Here is a 25,151-nt window from a genome sequence, read left to right as displayed (position 1 = left end):
TGATTTCTGCTAGAGTTCGGTCGCAATCATGGTCGCGTTGCGACAACACTGGCCATCATGATTATCTACAGGGTTTACGTCTCTTGCCGTCGTTGATCCCGTTACCCTTGTTTGCGATCAAACAGGGGAAAGCGGATCAATCTGATTTACCCCCAAGGCTGGACCGTCTGCCCTCCAAACATCACCTGCGTTGGCAATGTGAAGATAAAGTAGGGGTTGAACGATGGCGGTGCGCTGATTTGATCCAGTCGATTGAGTTGATCGGCTGTCAGCGCCACCTGCAGCGATGCCACATTCTGCGCGAGCTGCTCGGCTCGACTGGCACCGACGAGAATGGTATCGACGCCGGGACGCTGTATCGTCCATGCCAGCGCCACTGCCGCCATCGGCTGTTCAAGTTCCGTGGCAACCTGCCGCACCACATCGACGACGTCAAAATTATGCTCGGTGAACAACATGCCCCCGAAAGGGTTGTCGCCGTTCAGCCGGCCGTTGCTCTCGCTTTCGTCATCAACTGAGGCCTTGTCCGGAAGGCCACCCCTTACTCCGGCTTGTGCGAGCATGTCGCGACCGTATTTGCCCGTGAGCAATCCAGCTGCCAAAGGGCTCCATGGAACAAGCCCCATCCCAAACTCTGCGGCTGCCGGAAGGATGTCGAGTTCGACGCCCCGATCAACGAGGGAATAGGCATATTGCAGCCCGATTGGCATCGGAAGTCCGTGGACGGCCGCCAGCGTCGCGATCTTTGCAACATACCATGATGGCGTATTGGAGAATCCATAGTGGAGGATTTTCCCACTGCGGACTGCATCGGTCAGGGTTTGGAGCACCTCTTCGGCAGGCGTGGTCCGATCCCAAACGTGCATCCAGTACATGTCGATGTAGTCCGTCTTCAGCCGCTTCAGCGAGCCTTCGATCCCGAGCCGGATGTTCTTGGCTCCATTGCCACCATGCAGAGGTGTTCCCTGGCTGCGCGCAAAGCCTGACTTGGTGGCGATAACGAGTCTGTCGCGAAGGCCGGTTTCGGCAACAAAAGATCCCAGCATCTCCTCGCTTCGGCCGCCTGAATAGACGTCAGCGGTATCAAAGAAATTGCCACCCGCCGCGACATAGGTGTCGAAGAGTTGGCGCGATCCTTTCATCCCTGCGCCCCAGCGCTCGGCACCAAACGTCATTGTTCCAAGCGCCAACGGGCTGACGATGAGGCCGGATCGGCCCAGTGTGCGGTAGCTTGACAGGTCCATGTTGAATTCCTTGAGTGTGTTTCGAAAAGTTTCTGCTGACACCCTAGCCGGTCGCATGCCTCTCGATTAGCCGTTGCGCGCGGCATGAACTTGTGAGCAAGTTGCAGCAATGGAACGAGGCGAATTGAACGATCTCTTGGCTTTTGCCGCCGTCGCACGCGAGCGGAGCTTCACAAGGGCCGCAGCATCCCTGGGAATATCGCCCTCGGCGCTGAGCCATGCCATGCGCGGGTTGGAGGAAAGACTTGGTGTCAGGCTGCTGGCAAGGACGACACGCAGCGTCGCTCCGACGGAAGCCGGCGACAGGCTGCTGCAATCCATCCGACCAGCATTCGCCTCGATCGAGGATGGGCTTTCGGCGCTGGCCGAATGGCGTGACAGCCCTTCAGGCTCAGTGCGGATCACGACCTTCTCTTACCCTGCAAAAACCGTTCTCATGGCGAAGCTTCCAGCGTTCCTCCTGTCACATCCCGAAATCCAGGTCGAAGTGAATATCGATGACCGGCTGACAGATATCGTCGCCGAAGGCTACGACGCCGGAATAAGGTTCGGCGAGAACGTCGCGAAGGATATGATCGCCGTGCGGGTCGGTCCAGACCTTCGAACCATCGTAGTCGCGACACCCTGTTATTTCGAGCACCATCCGAAGCCGCAAACGCCTGGTGATCTTGAAGTACACAACTGCATTGGATATCGGCTCGCAAGCGCTGGCGGACTTCTTCCTTGGGAGTTTGAACGCGATGGACGTGAGATCAAGATCAGAACCTCCGGTTCCTTTGTCGGCAATGACGGCGATCTCGCCGCCGCCGCCGTCAGAGCCGGGGCTGGTCTCGGCTACCTGTTGGAGCATGATGTTGCCGAGGACATTGCCTCCGGCCGATTGATACAGGTTCTCGACGAGTGGTGTCCGCAATTTCAGGGCTGCTACCTCTATCACCCGAGCCGCCGTCAGACGCCACCGGCACTGCGCGCCCTCATCAGTGCGCTGAAAACGGAGAGCTGATAGTTCTCGGCGCCGAGCACCGCCCACCAGCACATTGATCAGAGCCGCGCACCAATGATTTTCAAAGATGCTCCATGGCCGATCAAAGCGCGAGTAAGTGGCGTGCGTGGGATTTTCTCGACAATATGTTGTCAATCAGCGTTTAAAAGTTTCCAGTTCAGTCGTTCCATCAGCGTTGGCGGCTCCCGATATCCGCCACCCTGCTTAGGCTATCTTAAATGTTTGAGACGGGGCCGAACCTAGAAAGCCCGCTTCTAGGGGCTGCCCTGCAAAATCTGCTTTTGACTTGTCCGGCGTTCTCCAAAAATTGCGACGGAAAAGGGCCGGTGCTTAATTCACAGACAAGTGGCTGGGCGATCATAGGTGCGGATCTCGCTAATTCGCGTCGACAATAAACATACGTGCTTCCTGGGCCTCATCACGCTCGACCTTGATTGGCACATATTCTGACGACTTATAAAACGCCTGCGCATCGGCAAGGGTGGCGAATTCGAAGATGCCAGCCATAGGCAATGGGGTCACGTCCCCTTCCAGAATCTCGGCTACCGGCCCAAAGTGCAGGATACGGCCCCCGGCTGCCTTTAACGCGGCTTGAAAGCGCGGCGCTAATGCGGCTTGCTTGGCTGGATCTTTGATACGCAGATTGACATGAACATAGGCAGTCATAGTGCAGCTCCCGAAAATACTGTATATACAGTATTCAGTGAGTCGGAGATTGTCGAGACCTGCAAATGACAGACACTTCAGATTTCTATCGCCGCGTCGAAACCGAGTGCCCGGCCTTCCAGGCCAGGGTCGCCGCGAGGGCCTTGACACGCTATTACAATGCCTGCTTTCGACCCTTAGGGATCACCGCAGAGCAGTTCAGTCTTCTGGTGGGGATTGGCGGTAGCCACGAGCCAACGCTCGCTGAACTGGCGGCACGCGCCGGGGTCGACGCCACCACTCTCAGCCGGAGCGTAAAGAGCCTGGAACGGAACAATCTCGTGCATAGTCAAGGAGGACGGGGCCGGGCCGGCAAACGCCTGGCACTTACCGATAAAGGCCTCCAGTTGATGGCTCAATCTATGGCCACCTGGGAGGATGCCCGCGTCCGTCTGGCTGAGGCTCTCGGTGAGGAAACATCACATGTTGCGAGAAGCGTGATGTCTCAGCTTGCTGTCGCCGCGCAGACCGCGACCTCTGCGGCCGGTTTCGGAGTGGCGGAATAACATGGTTAGGCGCCCTCAATTCTGTCGTCTGGCCCGCACTCGTGGCCCTTTAAAGCTGCCGCTCGATCAGGTGAATGGCGATCTATGCTTAGGTGACAAAGACCCAAACGGTCACCGACACTAAAAATGCCAACCGGAAGAGGACTGCCGAGAACGCCGTTGACAAGCTCATCCCAGAACAAAAAAACACCGAGATTGTCCCAGGCATTCCGGGGCCGACAAAAGGCGGGACAAAAACACCTTAAACTCTCAATGATTTCAATACATTAAAGATATTGATGGTGCCCCTTGCCGGAATCGAACCAGCACTCCTCTCGGAACCTGATTTTGAGTCAGGCGCGTCTACCAATTCCGCCAAAGGGGCACTTAGAGAGTAGAAGGACGAACTACACGGAGGAAGGGGGGTCGGTCAACCGGGTTTTTTACAAATTTCCGGTTTCACGCAAAAGTTAGGCATCCGGGCAATATCACTGTTTTCGCCGCATTTACAGCCCATGGGCTTTGCGCATAAAGACTTGACGGAACGGCAGATATTCAGTCTTTCGTCATCTTGAATGCTGCGCCGCAATGGCAAAGACCCTCTGCATCGAGCCAAGGAGCGATCATGCTGCGACGCCTTTACGACTGGACCATGTCGCTTGCCGCCCGCAAATCGGCGGAAGCCTGGCTTGGGGCAATCTCCTTTGTGGAAAGCTCGATCTTTCTTGTCCCTGCCGATGTGCTGTTCCTGCCCATGGCGCTGGCCAAGCCGGAAAAGGTCTGGCGCTATGCGACCATTGCCACCATCACCTCGGTTTTGGGCGGCATAGCCGGTTGGTTTCTCGGCTATTACGCCTATGAAAGCATTGCCCGGCCCATCCTTGAGTTTTACGGCAAGGCCGATGCCTTCGACCAGTTGCGCCTGTCGGTGGACTATGAAACGGTGGTGCTGCTGCTGATTACCTCCGGCTTGGCCCATCTGCCGCCGATCAAGGTGGTGACGATCCTGTCGGGCGTCGCGCATGTGGATATCTGGTTGTTCATCATGACCGCCATCATCGCGCGTGGAGGCCGGTTTTTCCTTCTGGCCTGGCTGCTGCGTCGCTACGGTGAACCGATCCGCCATTTCATTGAAAAACGCCTCGGCCTGATCGCCGCTGTCGGCGCTATCGTGCTGATCGCCCTGTTCGTCGCCTATCGCCTCCTTGTCCATTGAAAGATGAGGATTGGAGAACCATCATGACCACGCTTTCTTCCAACCGGCCCGGTCTTGCCCCTGCCCTCCTGTTGACCCTTGGCATGGCCGGGGTTGTCGGCTCGGCTTTGGCCTTTGAATATCTCGGCGGCTATATTCCCTGCGAGCTTTGCCTGTTGCAGCGCAAGCCTTATTACATCGGCGCAGCAATCGGAGTGGTGACGGTCATCGCCGCCACCATCAACCTACCCGCCAAAGTCACGAAAAGCCTGATCCTGCTTCTCGGCCTGATCATGATCGTCAGCGCTGGCCTCGGCGTTTACCACGCAGGCGTCGAATGGCATTTCTGGGAGGGCCCGAGCGCCTGCTCAGCCACCAGCGGCGCAGGCTTCAACGGCAGCGGCGACATCCTCTCGCAGCTCAACAGTTTCAAAGGGCCGTCCTGCACGGAAGCAGCCTTGCGGATTTTCGGTGTGTCGCTGGCCGGCTGGAATGTCCTGACCAGCCTCTTTCTCGCCGCCATCGCCTTCTGGGGCGCACGGCGGATGAAGGCGTAAAGCTTAAGGCTGAAGCTCCGAATCCCAATAGAGATAATCCACCCAGCTTTCATGCAGATAGTTGGGTGGAAACGACCGGCCATTGTTGTGCAGGTCCTGCACGCTTGGCTGATAGGGCTTCTGGGCCGGGAACATATTGGCCTGTTTCGGCAATTTCGATCCCTTGCGCAGATTGCAGGGCGAACACGCCGCCACGACATTCTGCCAGGTGGTTTCCCCACCATGGGCGCGGGGAATGACGTGATCGAAGGTCAGGTCGTCAGGCGAGCCGCAATATTGGCACTGAAACTTGTCGCGCAGAAACACGTTGAAGCGTGTGAAGGCGGGATTGCGTGTTGGCTGCACATAGGTTTTCAGGCTGACCACGCTGGGAAGCCGCATGGAAAAGCTGGGTGAACAGACCGAATGATCGTATTCGGCGATGATATTCACACGGTCAAGGAAAACCGCCTTGATCGCGTCCTGCCAGGACCACAACGACAAGGGATAATAACTCAGTGGCCTATAATCAGCGTTGAGCACAAGCGCTGGCAAGGACTGGGGCGAAACTGCAATCGTCAAGGCGTTCTCCTGATCGATTCGGCATCTGCTCCCTCTATATTAGGCTTGCTGTTACAGGATTGTGAAGCCCAATAAATAAGCAGTGAACTGATTCTCCATCAGACCGGCACCGGCGCTGCTTCGCGTCGTAAACGCGCCGCATAAAAGGCCCAGAACAACCGTGCCGCAATGGCGCGGTATGGCCGCCAGGTCAGTGCAATTCGGGTGGTTTCGCGGATGTCCGGGCGCGCGGCAAGGCAAAGACCATCCCCCACAGCCGCCCGCAGCGCCACATCACCTGCCGGAAACACATCTGCGTGACCGCCACAAAACATCAGATAAACTTCCGATGTCCACAGCCCAATGCCACGCAGCCGGGTCAGCTCGGCAATACCGGTCTCCACCGGCTGATCGAGGATGGCGAAGAGATCGATGTCACCAGCCTGGACAGCAGAGGCCAGACCGCTCAGGCAGGCATGCTTGGCACGCGACAGACCCAGCGAAAGCGCTGTATCGCCCAGCGCCAGATAGGCGGCGGGTTCGGCTGTACCCATCGCCTCGCAAAGCCGCCGCCAAATCGCATCAGCACTGGCGCGCGAAACCATCTGCGAGACGATGATGAAGGCCAGCCCTTCGAAACCCGGTTCCGTCAATCGGAGCGGCAAGGGTCCGGCTTGGCGGGCAATGGCATGAAGCCGGGGATCGATATCCAGCAATGCCTCAAGGCCGATAGCAAGATCCGCTTGGTTGCGAATTCGCATCATCTCGGCCATCTCTTTTCCTCCCGCTATAAATCATGACAAAACAGACCATGCCCGATCACCACCATCCTTTACCCGTTTCGCAAAAACCAGTCTTGCGTTTTGCGCCCAGTCCGAATGGCTATCTGCATCTCGGCCATGCCCTTTCGGCGTTGATCAATGCCGATATGGCTGAGGCGACCGGTGGCCGGCTGCTGTTGCGGATCGAGGATATCGATATCGACCGCTGCACACCCGAATTCGAGGCGGCGATCTACGAGGATCTGGCCTGGCTTGGCGTGGCATGGGAACATCAGGTGCGCCGCCAGTCAGAGCATATCGACGCCTATCGTTCTGCCTTGGCAAAGCTTCAGGCCATGAATCTGGTCTATCCGGCCTTTCTCAGCCGGGCCGAGATCAAGCGGCAGGCGCAGACCGCAGAGGCCCAAGGCAAGGTCTGGCCGCACGACCCGGATGGTGCCTGGCATTATCCGGCAAACGAACGGCAGATGGACCGGCATCTGACGCAGCAACGGATTGACAGAGGCGAGCGCCACAGCCTGCGGCTGGATACCGGCAAAGCCCTCTCCATGGTTGGCGGCAACCTGCATTGGGAAGAAAGACAAGACGACACGGTGCGGCAGATCGACGCCGACCCGACGATCTGGGGCGATGTCATTCTCTGGCGCTGGGATGCGCCGTCCAGCTATCATCTGTCGGTGGTGGTGGATGACGCGCTCCAGGGCGTGACCCATGTGGTGCGCGGCGAGGATCTCTACCAGGCCACCGCCGTCCACCGCCTGTTGCAGAGCTTGCTTGGCCTGCCCGCTCCGACCTATACGCACCATCGACTGATGATGGGCGAGGATGGACGCAAACTATCGAAAAGCCTGCAATCGGCAGGGCTCCGGCATTTGCGCGCAGATGGGCTATCACCCCTCGACATCCGTCGGCTGGTGGGGATTGCGGTCCGACATTCGCCGTGATCGCGTGCGCGGCCTGGAAAACTTCATCAGCGCCGCGTTGAATTCCGCCCCGATCAGGAACAACACGCCCAGCATGTAGAGAAATATGATCACCACCATAACCGAGGCCAGACCGGCATAGGTGGCGGCGTAATTGGCAAAGGTGGCGAGATAGGCGGCAAAGGCCAGCGCCCCCAGCAGCCAGAGCAGCAGTGTCAGGCAGATTCCAGGCAGAACGTCGATCAGCCGGCGCCGGTCCGCCGGTAGCCACAGATGCGAAATCGTCAGGCCGATGGTCAACAGGATCAGGGTGCCAAGCACGCTCCAGTTCGAGACCAGCGCCAGGAAATCCTTCAAAAGCGGAAATTGCCGCTCGGCAAAGCGCAGCGCGATCGGCACGGCGATCAGCAGCACGCTGATCACAGCAAAAGCGGCAACCCCCATGATAACGAAACCGAGGCTAATGAGTCGGGTAATATACCAGGGCCGGGTTTCCGTGACCCGGTAGGCACGGTTCAGCGCGGTGCGCAGCGCTTCCACCCCGTTGGAAGCGAAATAGGCAGCCGCCAGCACCGAAATGGTCAGTAGCCCGCCGCGCGGAATGGTCAGCACCTGCACCACCTGCTCGGAAATCGGCTTGGCGATTTCCTCTGGCCAGGTATCAAAGATGAAATGGATGGCGGTTGGTGCAAATGTATTGGCACCGAGAAGACCGGCAAGCGCCGTGCCGAAAATCAGGAAGGGAAACACGGCCAGCAGGATCGACAGCGCCACGTGGCTCGCCATCGCCCAACCATCGTCCTCGGTGAAATGCCAGACCGCATCGAAGGCCACCTTGTAAAGCCTGCCCAGATAGGACCGCATTCCGTCTCCCGTTCATTCTTCACTGACTGCTTCTCAAGCGGCCTGCCACAATTGCCTATATCTGTCGAATATGGGAGACCCTACCGTATTTGTAAGAGGAAAACCTCATATGGTCGCACAGAAAAGCATTATCGTCACCGGCTGCTCCTCCGGCATTGGAGCCTACTGCGCCCGCGCCCTGAAGCAGGATGGCTGGCGGGTGTTTGCCACCGTGCGCAAGGCAGAAGATCTTAAATCCCTTGAGGATGACGGGCTTGAAGCGCTGCTGATGGATTACCGCGACACGGCAAGCATCGCCACTCTCGCGGAAACCGTGTTGTCGCGCACCGGCGGGCGGCTGGACGCCCTGTTCAACAATGGCGCCTACGGCCAGGCAGGTGCTGTCGAAGACCTGCCAACGGAGGCACTTCGTGAACAGTTCGAGACCAATGTCTTCGGCTGGCACGACCTGACACGGCGGGTCGTGCCGGTGATGCGCGCGCAAGGGTCGGGCCGGATCGTGCAATGCTCGTCTATTCTCGGCCTTATTCCCTATCGCTGGCGCGGTGCTTATACGGCGTCCAAATTTGCGCTGGAGGGCCTGTCGCTGACCCTGCGCATGGAACTGGATGGCAGCGGCGTCATGGTCAGCCTGATCGAGCCGGGTCCGATAGAAAGCCGCTTCACCGCCAATTGCCTTGAGGCCATCAAACGCAATATCGACGTGGAAAATTCGGTCCATGCCGCAGATTATCAGCGGCAATTGGCGCGCCTTGACGGCACCGGGCCTAAAAACCGCCACAAGCTTGGACCGGATGCCGTGTATAAAGTGCTGCAACACGCCTTGACCGCGAAGCGTCCACGGCCACATTATCTGGTCACGAAACCGGCGAAACAGGGCGTCGCACTCAAACGGCTGATGCCGTCCGATCTCTTCTATCGGCTGATGCGGGCGCTGGATTGATCGGAAAGCATCAATAACGAAAGTCGGCGGCGCGTCATGTCCTCATTCACCACCATTCTGGCTATTATCGTCATGGGGCTTGTCGCGCTGGTGCTGGTGCGCGGGCTGTTCAACATGATGAAGGGCGGCGATGCCAACCGTTCCAACAAGCTGATGCAGATGCGTGTGCTGCTTCAGGCCATTGCCGTGGTGTTGATCATGTTGACATTGTGGATCACCGGCGGCGGCCGTTAGGTCTGTCAGTCTCCACTTTTCCTAGCAGTCTATCCAAAAATCGCCGCTGGCCAGCAGCAATTCTTGAGCAGGCTGTCAGGCAAACTCTAATAATGCGGGTACCACCCGCTTTCTCAAGACGAATGGTTCCATGGTAAAACTCAATAAAATCTATACCCGCACCGGCGATGACGGCACCACGGCGCTGGTCTGCGGCCCGCGCCGCTTCAAGCACGATCTGCGTGTCGATGCCTATGGCACGATCGATGAGGCCAACAGCGCCATCGGTGTTGCCCGACTGTACACGGCAGGCGATGAGGTGCTGGACGCCATGCTGTTTCGCATCCAGAACGACCTTTTCGATCTTGGTGCTGATCTGGCCACGCCCGATACCGGCGAAAAACTGGAATGGGAACCCTTGCGCGTCGTCCAGAGCCAGGTGGACAGGATAGAGCAGGAAATCGATGCGCTGAACGCCCATCTCGAACCGCTAAAATCCTTTGTCTTGCCCGCAGGCTCACCAGCCTCCGCCAATCTGCATCTGGCCCGCACCATAGCAAGACGCGGCGAACGGATCATCGTCGATCTGATGCAGATCCCCGGCGAAGCCGTCTCGGCACCAGCGCTGAAATATGTGAACCGGCTCTCCGATTTCCTGTTCGTCGCCGCCCGCTATGCCAATGAGATTGGCAAAGCCGATGTTTTGTGGGTGCCTGGAAAAAACCGGTAGCGACAGCATCGCGCAGCAAACCGATTTTGGTTCGATGAAAGGCAATATTTGACGTGAACGTAAAAGTTAGGTAATTCTGGCCTCGGAGCATCAGTCTGCGGGAGGAGCATCGCAAGAATGAATGGCACCGTTGTCATGGAGGAAAAAATGCGTATCCATGTCGCCAATTGACAATCTCCGACGTGCAAAATGCCGCAGTCTGGCGTTTGCCTGGAAACGGATCACTGATGTTTCGACTGGCGGATAAACTGGGCTATCGCATTGAAGAAAGTGTGAAAACTCGACTGCATTATTCCCTAAATCGTCGCTGATCTACGGAATGATGCAGGAATAAAGCAATTGCGGCACCGCATGTCATCATGCGCAAGGCCCACAAGAACGTGAAGCAAGGAAGGACCCCATGAAGATTCTCGTGCCCGTCAAGCGCGTCGTCGATTATAACGTCAAGATCCGCGTCAAGCCGGATGGCTCCGGCGTCGAGCTTGCCAATGTGAAGATGTCGATGAACCCGTTCGACGAAATTTCCGTTGAGGAAGCGCTGCGCCTGAAAGAAGCGGGCAAGGCAGAGGAAGTGGTCGTGGTCTCTATCGGCCCAGCCAAGGCGGAAGAAACCCTGCGCACGGCGCTGGCCATGGGTGCAGACCGGGCCATCCTGGTGGAAACCGAGGATGCCGTCGAGCCGCTGGCCGTCGCCAAGATCCTGAAGGGCATCGTCGAGGCCGAGGCCCCGGGCCTGGTCATCGTCGGCAAGCAGGCGATTGACGATGACAGCAACCAGACAGGTCAGATGCTCGCGGCCCTCTTGGGCTGGGCGCAGGCCACCTTTGCTTCCAAGCTGGAGATCGGTGAGGGTTCGGCCAATGTCACCCGCGAAGTCGATGGCGGCTTGCAGACCATTGCTGTCAAACTGCCCGCCGTGGTCACCACCGACCTGCGCCTGAACGAGCCGCGCTATGCCTCGCTGCCGAATATCATGAAGGCCAAGAAGAAGCCGCTCGACAAGAAGACGCCCGCCGATTTCAACGTCGATACCACACCACGTCTCAAGGTGCTGAAGACCGAGGAGCCGGGTGGCCGCAAGGCAGGCATCAAGGTCAAGTCGGTGGCCGAACTGGTCGACAAGCTTAAAAACGAAGCCGGCGTGCTTTGATTTCGGATTGGGAGATATAGTAAAATGGCCATTCTTCTTCTGGCAGATCACGACAACGCAACCATTTCCGAACAGACCGCCAAGACCCTGACGGCAGCGGCCAAGATTGGCGGCGATATCCATGTTCTCGTCGCAGGCGCAAACGCTAAACCCGCCGCAGACGCCGCCGCCAAATTGTCCGGCGTCTCGAAAGTGCTGCTGGCCGACAGCGCCGAGCTTGGCAACCAGCTGGCCGAACCGCTGGCAGCCTTGATCGTGTCGCTGGCACCCGCCTACGATACGATCATCACCGCCGCCACGTCCGTTGGCAAGAATGTCGCGCCGCGCGTCGCAGCCCTGCTCGATGTCGCTCAGATCTCGGAAATCGTCGAAGTGATCTCTGCCGACACCTTCAAGCGGCCGATCTATGCCGGCAATGCCATCCAGACAGTCCAGTCGAGCGATGCCAAGAAGGTCATCACCGTGCGCACCGCCTCTTTCGCCGCCGCTGCTGCCGATGGCTCGGCTGCGGTCGAGGCCTTGGCAGCGGTTGCCAATCCTGGCCTGTCCAGCTTTGTCTCAGATGCGCTGTCGTCGTCGGAGCGCCCGGAACTGACATCCGCCAAGATCATTATCTCGGGCGGACGTGCGCTCGGCTCCTCGGAGAAGTTCAAGGAAGTCATCCTGCCGCTGGCCGACAAGCTGGGTGCCGCCGTCGGCGCCTCACGCGCCGCCGTCGATGCAGGCTATGCGCCGAACGACTGGCAGGTTGGGCAGACCGGCAAGGTCGTTGCACCGCAGCTCTACATCGCCTGCGGCATTTCCGGTGCCATCCAGCATCTCGCCGGCATGAAGGACAGCAAGGTAATCGTCGCCATCAACAAGGACGAGGAAGCCCCAATCTTCCAGGTCGCCGATTATGGCCTGGTTGCAGACCTGTTTGAGGCCCTGCCGGAATTTGAAAAGGCGCTTTGATCGCGCCTTGATCAACGAAATTTAGACAAGCAAAAAGGCCGCAGACATGCGGCCTTTTTGCTTTTCAGGGATTATTTCGACAGTGGAGAGTGCTCAGAACTCTTCCCAATTGTTGCCACCGCTTGGGGCGGGTGTGCCACCGCCAGTCTTCAACCCAGCCGCCAGCTTGCCCATCAAGGCGCGGGCAGGCGAAGCAGAAGGACGACTGCTGGCCGGATCGGCTGGCCTGACGGCCTGACGGGCATTGGGGGCAGACGGACGCTGCGAACCGCCGGGACGATAGGAAGAGGCTGCCGGATTGGGAACGATCTCACCGTCCATGACCCGGAACTGCGACACCAGATTGGACAGCGCTTCGGCATCGCTGGTCAGACGCGACATATCGGAATTGGTGCGGTCTGCCATCTGCGAATTCTGCTGGGTCGTTTCCTCCATCTGGCGGATCGCCGTGGAAATTTCCCGCACGCTTTCCGATTGTTCGCCGACAGCCGTGGCGATAAACGAGATTTCCTCGTTGATATGCACGACCTGACCAGCAATATCGCCCAGCGCGTCGCCGGTATTGCGCACCAGCCCGACACCGCTTTTCACCGCCTCGCCAGACTTGCTGATCAGTTCCTTGATTTCCTTGGCGGCACCAGCGGAACGCTGCGCCAATTCACGCACTTCCTGGGCAACAACGGCAAAGCCCTTGCCTGCTTCGCCCGCACGGGCCGCTTCCACCCCAGCGTTCAAGGCCAGAAGATTGGTCTGGAAGGCGATCTCATCGATGACATTGATGATCTGCGAAATGGCCTGTGATGCCTCTTCGATCCGGCCCATGGCGTCGATTGCAGACCCGACAATTGCTCCTGAGCGTTCTGTTGACGTCTTGGCGTCCGCCACCATACGCCTCGCATTTTCGGCCCGCTCCGTGGATGTGCGGATGGCTTCCATGATCTGGTTGATCACGGCGGATGTTTGCTCAATGGCCGCCGCCTGCTGCTCGGAGCGGCGTGAAAGGTCATGCGTTGCCGCGACCATTCCGGTCGCGGTGCCATTGATCGAGCCGGTGCTGCCGGACAGTTGTCTCACTGTCGAGGCCAGCCGCCGAATCGAATCGTTGAAATCGGTGCGAAGCCGGTCAAGACCTTCCATGAACGGCGTCTCGATAGTGGTCGTCAGGTCGCCAGCAGCAAGCCGTTGCAGACCGGCACCGAGAATATCGACGGCCTGCTGAAGCCGTGCCGTTTCCTCGTTGCGGGCGGCTTCGCGGGCCAGACGCTCGGCCTCCGATGTCTGCCGATCCTGTTCGGCGGCGGATTGCAGCCGTGTTTTCTCGATGGCCGCGTCGCGGAAGATCGCCACGGACCGCACCATATCGCCGATTTCATCGGCCCGGTTCTCACCGACAAGCGTCACGCCGGTATCACCATCGGCCAGCCGTTTCATGCTATCGACCAACTGATTGATCGGCCCGGTCAGCGAGCGGGAAAACAGAACCGCGCCGGTGATCGCCAGAACCAGTAGACCGGCGGCAATCAGCAGCACGATATTGCGCAGCTGCGCGACATTGGCCAGTGCCTCTTTCTCGCTCATCAGCGCAACGACAGCCCAGTTGTGCCCGGCAAAGGACAGGGGAATGGCCGCCGCATAGCTCACCATATTGCGATAGCCATCGATCTGACCGCTCGCCTTGGCACCCTTCAAAACATCGGTCAGCATCGGTGCGGCAACCTTGGTGACGAGAGAATCCTTTTCACCTGTTAGAGCGGAATCATTGACCATCATGCTATTGGAATCGAGAAGAATGGTCTCACCCGTATCGCCAAGCCCTGTCCGGTTGGAAAACATCGCGGTCAGCCGTTCCGAGGGAATGGCAACGACCAGCACGCCCATCTTGATGTCGCCCATGAACAGCGGCGTCGACAGGAAGGCCACCGACTGACGCGACGGACCATAGAGGGTGAAATCGGACAGCGCATAGAATTGCCGGTCGTCGCTCTTGGCGACCTGGGCATAGGCCTGGGCCAAAGGACCGTCTTTCAGCGTGGGATCGGCGATATTGCCGGCATATTCATCATTTTTCTGCACCGAATAGACGATATTGCCCTTCGGATCGATCAGGAACACATCCGCATAACCATATTGCTGCAAAGCCATGCGCAGCAGCGGATGGAATTTGGCATGGTTGCTGTCATAGGTATCGATACGGGCCGACTCCAACTGCAATCGCTGCCCGGCCGGATTGGGATTCTGAGTAATGTAGCGATCAACCAGCGCTTCGCGCGGCTTTTCGCCCAAATAGCGCCAGTCCGCCTTGAACTTGTAAAGGGCCTCACCCGTCGTGGCGACGCTGGAAAAAGCCCGCAGATTGGTGACCAGATTTTCGAAATAAAGCCTGGCCTCGTTGCGGCGACCGTCAGCCGTCGCCTCCAGCTTCTGCATCACTTCTTTTTTGACCAGGGTGGAGCTTTGAATCAAAGTGGCCCAACTGGCTGCTCCGATCGACAGAATCGTGATCAAACAGACAAACAATGGCAACTTACGCGCAATGCGCATGCGATTTCTCCCCCTGGAGCATCGATCCAAACGGCGGCCTCAGCCGGGTTTGAACAATCGATGCAAAAAAATGTGAGCGTATGACAGCATGAACGAAGTGAATGCGTCAGAGCGCTATAGTCATCCTTATGGCGCCACCTGAAAAAGCCTCGCCACCCTTTCGGTGACTTTAATCGTTGCGGCTTAAAATAACCCTAAAGCGCTGGGGATAGCGCTGGTTGCTCCGCCAACAAGAGCGGGACAATCCCGGGGCTGAAGCCAAGCGGTGACAGGAATAAAGCAACGGGCTGCGATCAGGGCTGGAAAACAGCGATACATGGCTTTATCACTGTCGACCATGACACGCCGGATGAGCTGTAGGCACAATCTGCGCGCGCCACGGTTTGCAAGGCTTAAGGCCCGGCAGCGAGATGGGAAACGGGCGCTTTCGCAGCCCGAAGGCAGGGATGGGAGACGTGATGATCAAGAATGTTGGAATTGTCGGCGCGGGACAGATGGGCTGCGGCATTGCCTATGTCTCGTCGCTTTCCGGTTACGATGTCACGCTTTACGACCTGAGCAAGGAACGGATTGAAGCCGGGCTTGCCACCATCAACGGCAACATGGCCCGCCAGGTTGCCAATGGCAAGATGGAGGATAGCGAACGCAAGGCGGCGCTGGCCCGCATTTCCGGCGTCACCGACGTGCAGGATCTGGCCCAGGTGGACCTGGTGATTGAGGCGGCCACCGAGGATGAAAGCGTCAAGCGCAAGATTTTCGGCCAGATCTGCCCGGTGCTGAAGCCCGAAGCGCTGCTGGCCACCAATACGTCTTCGCTGTCCATTACCCGGCTTGCAGCATCCACGGATCGCCCGGAGCGCTTCATGGGCATCCATTTCATGAACCCGGTGCCGGTGATGAAGTTGGTGGAACTGGTGCGCGGCATCGCCACCGGTGAAAAGACCTTTGAGACCGCCAAGGACTTCGTGCGGTCGCTGGACAAGACCATTACCGTCGCCGAGGATTTTCCCGCCTTCATCGTCAACCGCATCCTGCTGCCGATGATCAACGAGGCGATCTACACGCTCTATGAAGGCGTCGGTTCGGTTGAGGCCATCGATACGGCGATGAAGCTCGGCGCCAATCATCCGATGGGACCGTTGCAGCTCGCCGATTTCATCGGTCTCGATACCTGCCTGTCGATCATGCAGGTTCTGCATGATGGCCTGGCAGACAGCAAATACCGGCCATGCCCTCTGCTGGTCAAATATGTGGAAGCGGGATGGCTTGGTCGCAAGTCCGGCCGAGGCTTCTACGATTACCGCGGCGAAATCCCGATTCCTACACGGTAAAGATTCGGACTGGATCATGCGAAGAGCCATTGAGAATGGCTCTTCGCATTTCCTATGAAAAAAATCAAACCTCTGATAAAGTTGATATATTTTATATTTTTCAAGTCAAGCTTGCATGAGCATTTTGGAGAATTGGTATAAAGCATCGTGCCAATTCCGCTTTTCTGCACGATGCTATCAAGCCAGATCGATAAAAGCCGAGATCAAAGCGTCTTCAGCCCGTCGATCAGGGTTTTGGCGTCCTCACTGTCCCATACGGCAGGGCCATTCATGGAGCCGAGCAGGCAACCCTTGCCATCAAGCACCAAAGTCACCGGCAGGCCGAAAGCCAGACCCTGCTTTTTCAGTGCATTGAACACGCCCATAGAACTGTCACGGTAAAAGCCCAGATGATCGATGCCGTTGTCGCTGAGAAAGGCTTTCGGCTTTTCGTCGCTACCGCTGTCGATATTGATCGCCACAACCTCAAATTTATCGCCGCCCTTGGTCTGTTGCAGGCGATTGAGGGCAGGCATTTCCTCCCGGCAAGGAAGGCACCAGGTCGCCCAGAGGTTGACCAATAGCGGCTTGCCCTTGAAATCCTGGAGGCTCTTGTCGGCGCCGCTGGCATCCTTGAAGCTGAGACCGGTAATCGGGCGCGGCGGATTGGCCGCCACCACAGCCGCAACCTGGCCCTTGATAAACGGGTCAAGCGTCTTGACCGCCTGTGCTGCCGTCTCACACCCTTGGGCGGCAGCGATTTCAGAGCCATTGCCAGACCCCGTCTCCTTCACGTATACCGCAACCGCGCCGGCCAACACACCGGCAATCGCCGCAAACGCAATCAGCTTGGCGGAAGGAAGTCCCAGCGGTCTTTTTTTCGTCATCGACGTCTCCAGGATCTATTGAGCATGGCCGAGGACACCAAAGACACGACATCCTCCAACCAGATGTGGGGCGGCCGTTTTGCCTCTGGCCCGGCGGCCATCATGGAGGAGATAAACGCCTCGATCGGTTTCGACAAGAAGCTCTATGCCCAGGATATCCGCGGCTCAATTGCCCACGCCACCATGTTGGCCCATCAAGGCATTATTTCCGGTGAAGACAAAGACAAGATCGTCACCGGGCTGAACACGATTTTGTCAGAGATCGAAGCCGGACAATTCACCTTCTCCCGCAAGCTTGAAGACATTCACATGAATATCGAGGCGCGGCTGGCCGACCTGATCGGCCCCGCCGCCGGTCGCCTGCACACCGCCCGCTCGCGCAATGACCAGGTGGCGCTGGATTTCCGCCTCTGGGTCAAGGAAGAGCTGCAAAAAGCCGAAAGCCTGCTAACGGACCTGATCGCCGCCTTTCTCGACCGTGCCGAGGAACATGCCGAGACAGTCATGCCCGGCTTTACCCATTTGCAGACCGCGCAGCCAGTCACCTTCGGCCATCACTGCATGGCCTATGTGGAAATGTTTGGCCGGGATCGCCAGCGGGTGCGCCACGCTATCGAACATCTGGATGAGAGCCCAATCGGTGCTGCCGCTCTTGCCGGCACCGGCTATGCTATCGACCGCCATATGACCGCCAAGGCGCTCGGTTTTCGCGAGCCGACCCGCAATTCCATCGATACCGTGTCAGACCGAGATTTCGCGCTGGAATTTCTGTCGATTGCCGCCATTTCGGCGGTGCATCTGTCGCGTTTGGCAGAAGAAATCGTCATCTGGTCAACACCGCAATTCGGCTTTATCCGGCTCTCGGATGCGTTTTCGACCGGCTCCTCGATCATGCCGCAAAAGAAGAACCCGGATGCCGCCGAACTGGTGCGCGCCAAGACGGGCCGGATCAACGGCTCGCTGATTGCGCTTTTGACCATTATGAAGGGTCTGCCGCTCGCCTATTCCAAGGACATGCAGGAAGACAAGGAGCAGGTCTTCGACGCTGCCGAAAGCCTGGAACTGGCGCTGGCCGCCATGACCGGGATGATCCGCGACATGACTGTGCGGGCAGACCGCATGAAGGCCGCAGCCGGTTCCGGCTTTTCCACGGCCACCGATCTGGCTGACTGGCTGGTGCGCGAGGCAGGGCTTCCCTTCCGCGATGCCCATCATGTCACGGGCCGGGTTGTCGCCCTGGCGGAGGAAAAAGGCTGCGATCTTGCCGATCTGCCGCTTGAGGACTTGCAAGCCATTCATACCGCCATCACCGCCGATATCTATTCGGTCCTGACGGTGGAAGCCTCGGTTGCCAGCCGCAAAAGCTATGGCGGCACCGCACCTGACGAGGTGCGCAAGCAGATCAAATGGTGGCGTAGCCGCAACTGATCGCCAAACCCGATCGATCCATCACAAAAATCGGGGTGCATAGAGCCCGGTTTTTGGCTAGACATAGGCCCACCACCACGTTGGACAGGATATTATGGCTGTTTCCTATCGAAGACTGATGATTTCTGCCGCCCTGCTCGGTGCCGCCAGCATTGTCGTCACCGGCTGCGGCCGCAAGGGCGATCTGGACAAGCCTAGCACGCCGGTTGCCCAGCAGAACAAGGCGGACGCGCCAACCCAGGCCAAGGCGCCAGAGAAGAAATTCTTCCTCGATCCGCTTCTGTGATAGGCGCACCGTGAACCATTTCCAGTATCGCGATGGCATTCTCCATGCCGAGGATGTGTCCGTTCCAGAGATCGCCAAGGCGGTCGGCACCCCCTTCTACTGCTACTCCACCGCAACGCTGGAGCGCCACTACCGGGTGTTTTCCGAGGCCTTCGACGGCGTCGATTCTATGGTCTGCTACGCGGTCAAAGCCAATTCCAACCAGGCGGTGCTGAAAACCCTTGGGCAATTGGGAGCGGGCGTCGATGTGGTCTCCGAAGGCGAATTGCGCCGGGCGCTGGCTGCTGGCATTCCCCCCAACCGCATCCTGTTTTCCGGCGTCGGCAAGACCCCGTCGGAAATGGATCTCGGGTTGGAGGTCGGGATTTACTGTTTCAATGTCGAATCCGAACCGGAACTGGACGTCCTCAATCAAAGAGCGCTGAAAGCCGGTAAAACGGCGCATGTCTCCTTCCGCATCAACCCCGATGTTGATGCTGGCACCCATGCGAAGATTTCCACCGGTCGGAAAGAAAACAAATTCGGGATTTCCTATGAGCGCGCCCGCGCCGTCTATGCCCACGCCGCCAGCCTGGAAGGTATCAAGGTCACCGGTATCGACATGCATATCGGCAGCCAGATCACCGATCTCCAGCCGTTTGCCGAGGCCTTCAAGCTGCTGCGCGACCTGGTGACCACGCTGCGGGCCGAAGGCCACACTATCGATCACGTCGATGTCGGCGGTGGACTTGGCATTCCCTACAAAGACGACAACAATCCGCCGCCCGACCCGGCGGCCTACGCCGCAATCGTCAAGCAGCAATTGGCCTCGCTGGACTGCCGGATCGTCGCCGAGCCGGGCCGGCTGATCGTCGGCAATGCCGGTATTCTCGTCACCGAAGTGATTTATGTGAAGGACGGCGGTAACAAGACCTTCGTCATCGTCGATGCCGCCATGAACGACCTGATCCGCCCGACGCTCTATGACGCCCATCACGAGCTTCGCCCGGTAATGCTGTCTGCGGCCAGCGCCCCGCGCATCCGCGCCGATGTGGTCGGGCCGGTCTGCGAAACCGGCGATTATCTGGCGCTCGACCGCGAAATGAGCATGCCAAGGCCCGGCGACCTGATCGCCATCGGTTCGGCAGGGGCTTATGGCGCTGTTCAATCGAGCACGTATAATACGAGACGACTGGTGCCCGAAGTGCTGGTCAAGGGCGACCAATTCCACGTGATCCGGCCAAGGCCGAGCTATGAGGATATGATCCGGTTGGACAGCCTGCCCGATTGGCTGGCATCCTGAGCAGGCTGTCTTTTCAGGAGATAGCGTTCACAATTTAGCCGGATGGCTGAAAAAACCACCCCTGCACCGGGCCTGCCCCTCGTCTTCGCCACAAACAATGCTATCCTAACATGTCAACGCTGTCGTGAACCGTATGAGTTGCGATACGCAGTATAAGCGTTGAGATGACAGGAAACCGGAGACTGCCCATGACCGCTTCCGGCACGAAAAAGAGCCAAGGGGCTTTGAACAGCGATCAAAAGCTGGCCCGCAGGCTGGCCGTGAACCGCTGGACGGCAAGGCTCGTGCTGTTTTGTGAGCGGTTGCTGCCCTTGCTGCTGCTTCCAGCCTCGATTGCCGCTATTTTCCTGTCACTGGCCTGGCTCGGCTTTTTCCGCGAGGCACCCAGCTATCTGCGCTGGCCGCTGGTTTTCCTGTTGGTCTTCGGCTTTCTCGCCTCGCTTTTGCCCCTGGCCCGTCTGCGCTGGCCACACATCGGCGAAGCGGACCGGTTGCTGGAAGAGCGTAATCATCTGCCGCATCAACCCATTGGCGTGCAGGGTGAGGAGCCGGCCTTCGACACGCCTTTTGCCCGCGCCCTCTGGCATGAGCATCAACGGCGCATGGCAACCCGGATCGCTACGCTCGATGCCGGACGACCAAAGCCTGATATCGCCCGCTTTGACCGCTTCGGCCTGCGCGCCTTGCCCGCTCTGCTTTTGGCGGTGGCCTTTGCCTATTCCGGCTCGAATGGCGCTGGCCGTCTCACCGATGCCTTTCTGCTGCAAGACAGGGACGACAACGCCCCTACCCTGCGCATCGATGCCTGGATTACCCCGCCGGGCTATACGGGCCGCCCCCCTGTTTTCCTCACGGGACGCAATGGCGATGGCACCCAGGATATCGCCGTTCCCACCCAATCGGTGGTCACCGTTCGGTTGACCGGCAGCAGTGGAGACGAACAGGCAGACTTCAAACCGGCATCCGGGGCAGCGGCAGTCGCTTTCCAAGCGGTCAAGGCCGACCAGGAAAACACGCCCGGCTCCTCGCCTGCCGTCTCGTCAGCCACACCAACACCCGCTCAGACTGACAACAACGCCCGTACGCTAACCCTGACATTGGGTGAAAGCGGCACGCTGGACCTCGGCACCCGGCAATGGCCGCTGAAGGTCATTCCCGACCATGGCCCAACCATCGCCTTTGACGGCATTCCGAAACGTGCGGTCAACGGAGCGCTGGAAATCGGCTTTACCGCCCGCGACGATTATGGCCTGCTGGAAGCGCGCGCCGAGATCGTCCCTGTGGATGCAGATCCGCAGGCCAGCCCTCTCTATCCCCTGCCCGAGTTCAAGCTGGACCTGCCAAGCCGCAATGCCCGCGACATCAAAAGCATATCGAGCCGCAACCTGACCGAACATCCGCTGGCTGGAAAGAAGGTGCGCATCACCTTGATTGCCAAGGACGGATTGGGCCAGGAGGGCCGCAGCCCAGCCCATGAGATGATCCTGCCCGGCCGCAATTTTTCCGAACCGCTGGCCGCCGCCGTGGCCGAACAGCGGCAGGTGTTTGCGCTGGACACGCGGCAGATGCCCCGTGCCGTGGCGCTCAACGAGGCGCTGACGCTACGCGCAGATGAAACCATTCCGCAGCTTTCCCATTACCTGCTGATTTCCTCGGCCCATGCCCGTATGCAGATGGCCAGCACGACCGAAGCCTTGAAGGACACGGCGGATTATCTCTGGGAAATCGCGCTCGGCATCGACGATGGCGATTTGTCACTGGCGGAACGCAAGCTGAGCGAAGCGCAGCAAAAGCTTTCGGAGGCACTGGAACGCAATGCGCCCGATGCCGAGATCAAAAAGCTGATGGACGAGGTCCGTCAGGCAATGCAGGACTATATGAAGGCTCTTGCAGAGCGCCAGCAGCCGCAAAACGGCCAGCAGAACCAGCAGAGCGCCCAGAAAATGCTGACCCAGCGCGATCTGGAAAACATGATGAACCAGATCGAGAACCTGGCCCGTTCCGGCAACAAGGATGCCGCCCGCCAGATGTTGCAGGAGATGCAACGGATGATGAACAATCTCCAGGCCGGACGTCCACAGCGCTCCAATCCGCAGCAGCAACAGCAGACCAGCGAAGCGCGCAAGCAGATCGACAAACTCGGCCAGATCATGCAGGACCAGCAGAAGCTGATGGACCAGACTTTCAAACTGGATCAGGAATTACAGAGCCGGTCACAGATGGGCGATGACCTTCAGCCGGAAGACGGTGACGGCATGAGCCAGGACAATCCTCAGGCTGAACCAACGCCCGATGGCGATCAAAACCAGCAACAGGGCCAAAACCCGGACCAGAACCAGAATAAAGACAGCGCCGGAAAAAATCCCTCATCACCGGATCAGATGACCGCCGAGCAATTGCGGGAAGCGCTCAAACAATTGCGCCAGCAGCAGGATGCGCTTGGCAAGCAGTTGAAGGGCGTTCAGGACGGACTTGGCAAGCTTGGTATCAAACCAGGAGAAAATTTCGGCCAGGCAGGCCGGGAAATGCAAGGCGCGGGCGAGGCGCTCGGCAAAAGCCAGGGTGACCGGGCGGTGCAGGGTCAAGGTCGGGCGCTGGAAGCCCTGCGCCAAGGGGCGCGTGATATGATGAACCAGATGATGCAGGCCATGCAGCAAGGCCAGGGGCAAGGTCAGGGCCAGGGGCAAGGCATGGCGGAAGGCAATCAGGGCGGTCGCGACCCGCTGGGGCGGCCACGGTCAACCACCGGACCGGATTTTGGCGAGCGCGTCAAAGTCCCCGACGAAATCGACGTGCAGCGCGCCCGCGAAATCCTTGACGCGATCCGCAACAAGCTGGGCAATAATGCAAGCCCCGAAGTAGAGCGCCGCTATCTGGAACGGTTGCTGGACATGTGATGGTAACAGTAATTGGCGGCTGTATGGATGAGAGGCTGGTATACCTGCCTTTCATCCATGGGCTTCCAGCCTCCTCCATCGATCCGCAAGAGGCTGAAATCTCTCCGGGGAAAACCGTCAGGCTGTCAAAGCCAGCGCTACGGCCTTGCGAATATCGGGAAGCGCGAACGGCTTAGGCACGACATCGATGATTTTTTCGAGCAGATCGTCGGCCCGTTCGCGCTGTTCGGCATAGCCGGTCATCAGCAGAATTTTGAGGCCCGGAAAATCCGAATGGGCGCGATGCGCCAGTTCGATACCATCCATGACCGGCATGCGGATATCCGACAGCAGCAGATCGAAATTGCTGGTGGCCAGCATTTCGAGACCCTCGGCGCCATCAGCCGCCTCATGGGTTTCATGTCCGTCGAGCCGCAACGCCCGGGCAACGAAGGACCGCAGGGCATCTTCGTCTTCGGTAATCAGTATCTTGGCCATATCCGCATTCCCATCTTGAAGCCTGCCACATCACCATTCGACCGAACCCAATCGACGGCTGTCATCATGCGGCATGTTGTACCAGGGCTTGAGGATGCTCACGCATCCGCGCCGTTACAGCACCGACCCCGAATCATAGAGGATGCGTGGCGCTGTCATTACCCAAGCAAATCACCAGTTTTTCCTTTGCGAGAGGTAAACAACCGGCAGCCAAGACGAGAGGATGGTTAATAGTTTCTACCTGAAGACCGTGACACCGTCCCATTCCAGAGCATTGCCCGTAACGGAGAAACTTTGTTGTAACCCATTGCGTAAAATGTATTTTTCCGAAAATTACGACGCCGCATCGCCGGTAACAACACCGACAAAAGGCAATTCACGAAACGCGTGGGCGACATCCATGCCATAGCCGACGACAAAATAATCCGGGCATTCGAAACCAACATAATCAGCTTCGCACACTTCCTGGCGCTTGACCTTCTTGTCGAGCAGCACGGCAATGGTGACATTGGCAGCACCGCGCTCATACATCAGCGTGCGGGCAAACAGCAGGGTTCGTCCCGATTCCAGAATGTCATCGATCAGCAGCACATTGCGGCCACGGACATCGCTGTCGATATCCTTGAGGATCTTTACCCCCTGCGACACCGTGCCGGTGCCGTAGCTGGACAGGGTGATGAACTCCACTTCAGGCGCAATGCCGACATGATGCAGCGCGCGGATCAGGTCAGCGGCGAAAATAAACGAGCCTTTCAAGATCGAAATCACCAGAAGATCCTCGGAAGGACCATCGACAATCGCCTTGGCGATCTCGATATTGCGGGCGGCGATCTGTTCGGCCGTGAACAAAGGTTCGATATTTTTTCCGCGAACGACAGGCATGGAGTCTCCAGGATTTCGCTGCCGATCTTCAGGCGACAGGTTTTCTTTCACCCTGCCGATAGCACAATCAGGATTGCGAGGCATCCTTAGGTGCAAAGGAAAGCTTGAGTTCCGGTGTTTTTCCACCGGGATGGCGCAGTCGGGCCGCAATGCCACGGCTATGGCCGATACCGATTTCCGGCGCGGGCGGGGTAATCAGCGTGGAGGCAATGAGGCGACCCTCCGAATAGAGATCCGCCCTTATATCCGGCAGAGCCTGCGTCGTCGCGGCATGATTCTCAACAATCGCGTTGACCAGCAGGACCGGCATGCCGCCAGCAGTTTGCGGTGTCAGGCTGACATGGGTTATGTCGAGCGGGTTTCTGGCCGGGACCGCCTCCGTGCCGCCAATCAGACAAAAGCCACCGGCGCTGAAAAACATCAGCACGGCAAGGGCTGCAATCAACGAGGTGAAAGACCGTTCCGATAGCTGCCCAAGGCGATTTTCCAACCGAACGACATGCCCGACAACATGATTGACGATAGAATGCAGCACGCCCTGCGGTGCTGGCGCCTGTGGCCGGTATGGGGTCTTGATTTCCGCCTGGATTCGGCTGCGAAGCGCGCCGACGGGATCACCGACCGTGACGAATTTCGCATCGCTTACATCTTCCGCCAGCCGGAAGCCGGGACGCGGCATGGGCCGATAGGGCCGCTCGGGCGGCAGGAGATCGATATCGGGTTCGACATATTTAGGCCGAAAACGGAATGCGTTCATGAAACCCTCGCCAGAGCAAGTCCGGATATCGGAAAATGTGACCCCGATCCCGGCTTGATTGAAGCAGATGAAGCACCCTTGATCGAAAGCTTCGCACCAGCCAGATGCGATAGAAT

25 protein-coding genes and 1 tRNA gene are annotated in these 25,151 nt (G+C 58.4%); 15 read left to right on the top strand and 11 right to left on the bottom strand.

The annotated features are described in order from the left end of the window. Positions 1–146: 146 nt before the first annotated feature. On the bottom strand, positions 147–1,244 hold the full coding sequence (locus tag IEI95_RS28160; RefSeq protein WP_156531851.1) for an aldo/keto reductase: 1,098 nt from the start codon (positions 1,242–1,244) through the stop codon (positions 147–149). Positions 1,245–1,353: 109 nt separating this feature from the next. Here IEI95_RS28160 and IEI95_RS28155 point away from each other — a divergent pair, with 109 nt between their 5' ends. Beyond that, positions 1,354–2,247, top strand: a complete 894-nt coding sequence (locus IEI95_RS28155) for a LysR family transcriptional regulator (protein ID WP_156531850.1) — start codon at positions 1,354–1,356, stop codon at positions 2,245–2,247. A 375-nt stretch (positions 2,248–2,622) separates the two neighbouring features. On the opposite strand, the gene IEI95_RS28150 is transcribed toward IEI95_RS28155, so the two are convergent. Next, complete coding sequence (locus IEI95_RS28150) at positions 2,623–2,913, bottom strand: DUF1330 domain-containing protein (protein WP_041697131.1); 291 nt, start codon at positions 2,911–2,913, stop codon at positions 2,623–2,625. 65 nt (positions 2,914–2,978) lie between these two features. Between IEI95_RS28150 and IEI95_RS28145 the strand changes: the two genes are divergently transcribed. Beyond that, positions 2,979–3,458: a MarR family winged helix-turn-helix transcriptional regulator gene (locus IEI95_RS28145; protein WP_156531849.1), complete on the top strand. Its 480-nt coding sequence runs from the start codon at positions 2,979–2,981 to the stop codon at positions 3,456–3,458. A gap of 279 nt (positions 3,459–3,737) precedes the next feature. Here IEI95_RS28145 and IEI95_RS28140 read toward each other — a convergent pair. Next, positions 3,738–3,822, bottom strand: a tRNA-Leu gene (locus IEI95_RS28140). A gap of 240 nt (positions 3,823–4,062) precedes the next feature. Here IEI95_RS28140 and IEI95_RS28135 point away from each other — a divergent pair. Together IEI95_RS28135 and IEI95_RS28130 are read left to right on the top strand one after the other, a co-directional pair. Next, positions 4,063–4,653, top strand: coding sequence for a YqaA family protein (locus tag IEI95_RS28135; RefSeq protein ID WP_156531848.1), 591 nt, complete (start codon positions 4,063–4,065; stop codon positions 4,651–4,653). A gap of 23 nt (positions 4,654–4,676) precedes the next feature. After that, the gene (locus IEI95_RS28130) at positions 4,677–5,189 is read left to right on the top strand and encodes a disulfide bond formation protein B (protein WP_156531847.1); all 513 of its coding nucleotides are present in this window, start codon (positions 4,677–4,679) and stop codon (positions 5,187–5,189) included. A gap of 3 nt (positions 5,190–5,192) precedes the next feature. On the opposite strand, the gene IEI95_RS28125 is transcribed toward IEI95_RS28130, so the two are convergent. Continuing rightward, the gene (locus IEI95_RS28125) at positions 5,193–5,750 is read right to left on the bottom strand and encodes an HNH endonuclease (RefSeq protein WP_015917300.1); all 558 of its coding nucleotides are present in this window, start codon (positions 5,748–5,750) and stop codon (positions 5,193–5,195) included. 98 nt (positions 5,751–5,848) lie between these two features. Continuing rightward, positions 5,849–6,493 carry a DNA-3-methyladenine glycosylase family protein gene (locus IEI95_RS28120; RefSeq protein WP_156531899.1) on the bottom strand — a complete coding sequence of 215 codons (645 nt, stop codon included), beginning with the start codon at positions 6,491–6,493 and terminating at the stop codon, positions 5,849–5,851. A 47-nt stretch (positions 6,494–6,540) separates the two neighbouring features. Here IEI95_RS28120 and gluQRS point away from each other — a divergent pair, with 47 nt between their 5' ends. Then, complete coding sequence (gene gluQRS / locus IEI95_RS28115) at positions 6,541–7,455, top strand: tRNA glutamyl-Q(34) synthetase GluQRS (RefSeq protein ID WP_156531898.1); 915 nt, start codon at positions 6,541–6,543, stop codon at positions 7,453–7,455. Here the strand turns inward: gluQRS and IEI95_RS28110 are convergent. Continuing rightward, positions 7,402–8,298, bottom strand: a complete 897-nt coding sequence (locus IEI95_RS28110) for a YihY/virulence factor BrkB family protein (protein WP_070164378.1) — start codon at positions 8,296–8,298, stop codon at positions 7,402–7,404. The two genes, gluQRS and IEI95_RS28110, sit on opposite strands and share 54 nt — an antisense overlap. A 109-nt stretch (positions 8,299–8,407) precedes the next feature. Between IEI95_RS28110 and IEI95_RS28105 the strand changes: the two genes are divergently transcribed. From IEI95_RS28105 to IEI95_RS28085, 5 genes are all read left to right on the top strand, one after another. After that, on the top strand, positions 8,408–9,241 hold the full coding sequence (locus IEI95_RS28105) for an SDR family oxidoreductase (protein ID WP_156531846.1): 834 nt from the start codon (positions 8,408–8,410) through the stop codon (positions 9,239–9,241). Between the two features lie 36 nt (positions 9,242–9,277). Further along, complete coding sequence (locus IEI95_RS28100) at positions 9,278–9,475, top strand: twin transmembrane helix small protein (protein WP_015917305.1); 198 nt, start codon at positions 9,278–9,280, stop codon at positions 9,473–9,475. A 130-nt stretch (positions 9,476–9,605) separates the two neighbouring features. Further along, positions 9,606–10,184: a cob(I)yrinic acid a,c-diamide adenosyltransferase gene (locus tag IEI95_RS28095; protein ID WP_015917306.1), complete on the top strand. Its 579-nt coding sequence runs from the start codon at positions 9,606–9,608 to the stop codon at positions 10,182–10,184. A gap of 400 nt (positions 10,185–10,584) precedes the next feature. Then, a complete protein-coding gene (locus IEI95_RS28090; RefSeq protein WP_156531845.1) occupies positions 10,585–11,334 on the top strand; it encodes an electron transfer flavoprotein subunit beta/FixA family protein in 750 nt (249 codons plus the stop codon). 24 nt (positions 11,335–11,358) lie between these two features. After that, a complete protein-coding gene (locus tag IEI95_RS28085; protein WP_156531844.1) occupies positions 11,359–12,288 on the top strand; it encodes an electron transfer flavoprotein subunit alpha/FixB family protein in 930 nt (309 codons plus the stop codon). Between the two features lie 93 nt (positions 12,289–12,381). Here IEI95_RS28085 and IEI95_RS28080 read toward each other — a convergent pair whose 3' ends face one another. After that, positions 12,382–14,829, bottom strand: coding sequence for a methyl-accepting chemotaxis protein (locus IEI95_RS28080; RefSeq protein ID WP_156531843.1), 2,448 nt, complete (start codon positions 14,827–14,829; stop codon positions 12,382–12,384). Positions 14,830–15,287: 458 nt separating this feature from the next. On the opposite strand from IEI95_RS28080, the gene IEI95_RS28075 reads away from it, so the two are divergent. Further along, positions 15,288–16,160, top strand: coding sequence for a 3-hydroxybutyryl-CoA dehydrogenase (locus IEI95_RS28075; protein ID WP_015917310.1), 873 nt, complete (start codon positions 15,288–15,290; stop codon positions 16,158–16,160). A 203-nt stretch (positions 16,161–16,363) separates the two neighbouring features. On the opposite strand, the gene tlpA is transcribed toward IEI95_RS28075, so the two are convergent. Further along, positions 16,364–17,026: a thiol:disulfide interchange protein TlpA gene (gene tlpA / locus IEI95_RS28070; protein ID WP_156531842.1), complete on the bottom strand. Its 663-nt coding sequence runs from the start codon at positions 17,024–17,026 to the stop codon at positions 16,364–16,366. Positions 17,027–17,050: 24 nt separating this feature from the next. Between tlpA and argH the strand changes: the two genes are divergently transcribed. The 4 genes from argH (at position 17,051) to IEI95_RS28050 (ending at position 22,919) form a co-directional block, all read left to right on the top strand. Next, positions 17,051–18,454, top strand: a complete 1,404-nt coding sequence (argH, locus tag IEI95_RS28065) for an argininosuccinate lyase (protein WP_087729349.1) — start codon at positions 17,051–17,053, stop codon at positions 18,452–18,454. A 94-nt stretch (positions 18,455–18,548) separates the two neighbouring features. Beyond that, positions 18,549–18,740: an LPS translocon maturation chaperone LptM gene (gene lptM / locus IEI95_RS28060; protein WP_156531841.1), complete on the top strand. Its 192-nt coding sequence runs from the start codon at positions 18,549–18,551 to the stop codon at positions 18,738–18,740. A 10-nt stretch (positions 18,741–18,750) separates the two neighbouring features. Continuing rightward, positions 18,751–20,022, top strand: coding sequence for a diaminopimelate decarboxylase (lysA, locus tag IEI95_RS28055; protein ID WP_194417259.1), 1,272 nt, complete (start codon positions 18,751–18,753; stop codon positions 20,020–20,022). A gap of 188 nt (positions 20,023–20,210) precedes the next feature. Next, on the top strand, positions 20,211–22,919 hold the full coding sequence (locus tag IEI95_RS28050; RefSeq protein ID WP_234934276.1) for a TIGR02302 family protein: 2,709 nt from the start codon (positions 20,211–20,213) through the stop codon (positions 22,917–22,919). Between the two features lie 117 nt (positions 22,920–23,036). Here the strand turns inward: IEI95_RS28050 and IEI95_RS28045 are convergent, their stop codons facing one another. The 3 genes from IEI95_RS28045 to IEI95_RS28035 all read right to left on the bottom strand — a co-directional run bounded on the left by IEI95_RS28045 (position 23,037) and on the right by IEI95_RS28035 (position 25,035). Further along, positions 23,037–23,396, bottom strand: a complete 360-nt coding sequence (locus tag IEI95_RS28045) for a response regulator (protein ID WP_156531839.1) — start codon at positions 23,394–23,396, stop codon at positions 23,037–23,039. Positions 23,397–23,729: 333 nt separating this feature from the next. After that, positions 23,730–24,278, bottom strand: coding sequence for a hypoxanthine phosphoribosyltransferase (hpt, locus tag IEI95_RS28040; RefSeq protein WP_070164363.1), 549 nt, complete (start codon positions 24,276–24,278; stop codon positions 23,730–23,732). A gap of 67 nt (positions 24,279–24,345) precedes the next feature. Further along, positions 24,346–25,035: a hypothetical protein gene (locus IEI95_RS28035; RefSeq protein ID WP_156531838.1), complete on the bottom strand. Its 690-nt coding sequence runs from the start codon at positions 25,033–25,035 to the stop codon at positions 24,346–24,348. Positions 25,036–25,151 lie beyond the last annotated feature (116 nt).

It is taken from the genome of Agrobacterium vitis (genome assembly GCF_014926405.1).
In the GTDB taxonomy this organism is placed as follows: Bacteria; Pseudomonadota; Alphaproteobacteria; order Rhizobiales; family Rhizobiaceae; genus Allorhizobium; species Allorhizobium vitis_H.
This window is presented reverse-complemented; position numbering and strand designations above follow the sequence as displayed.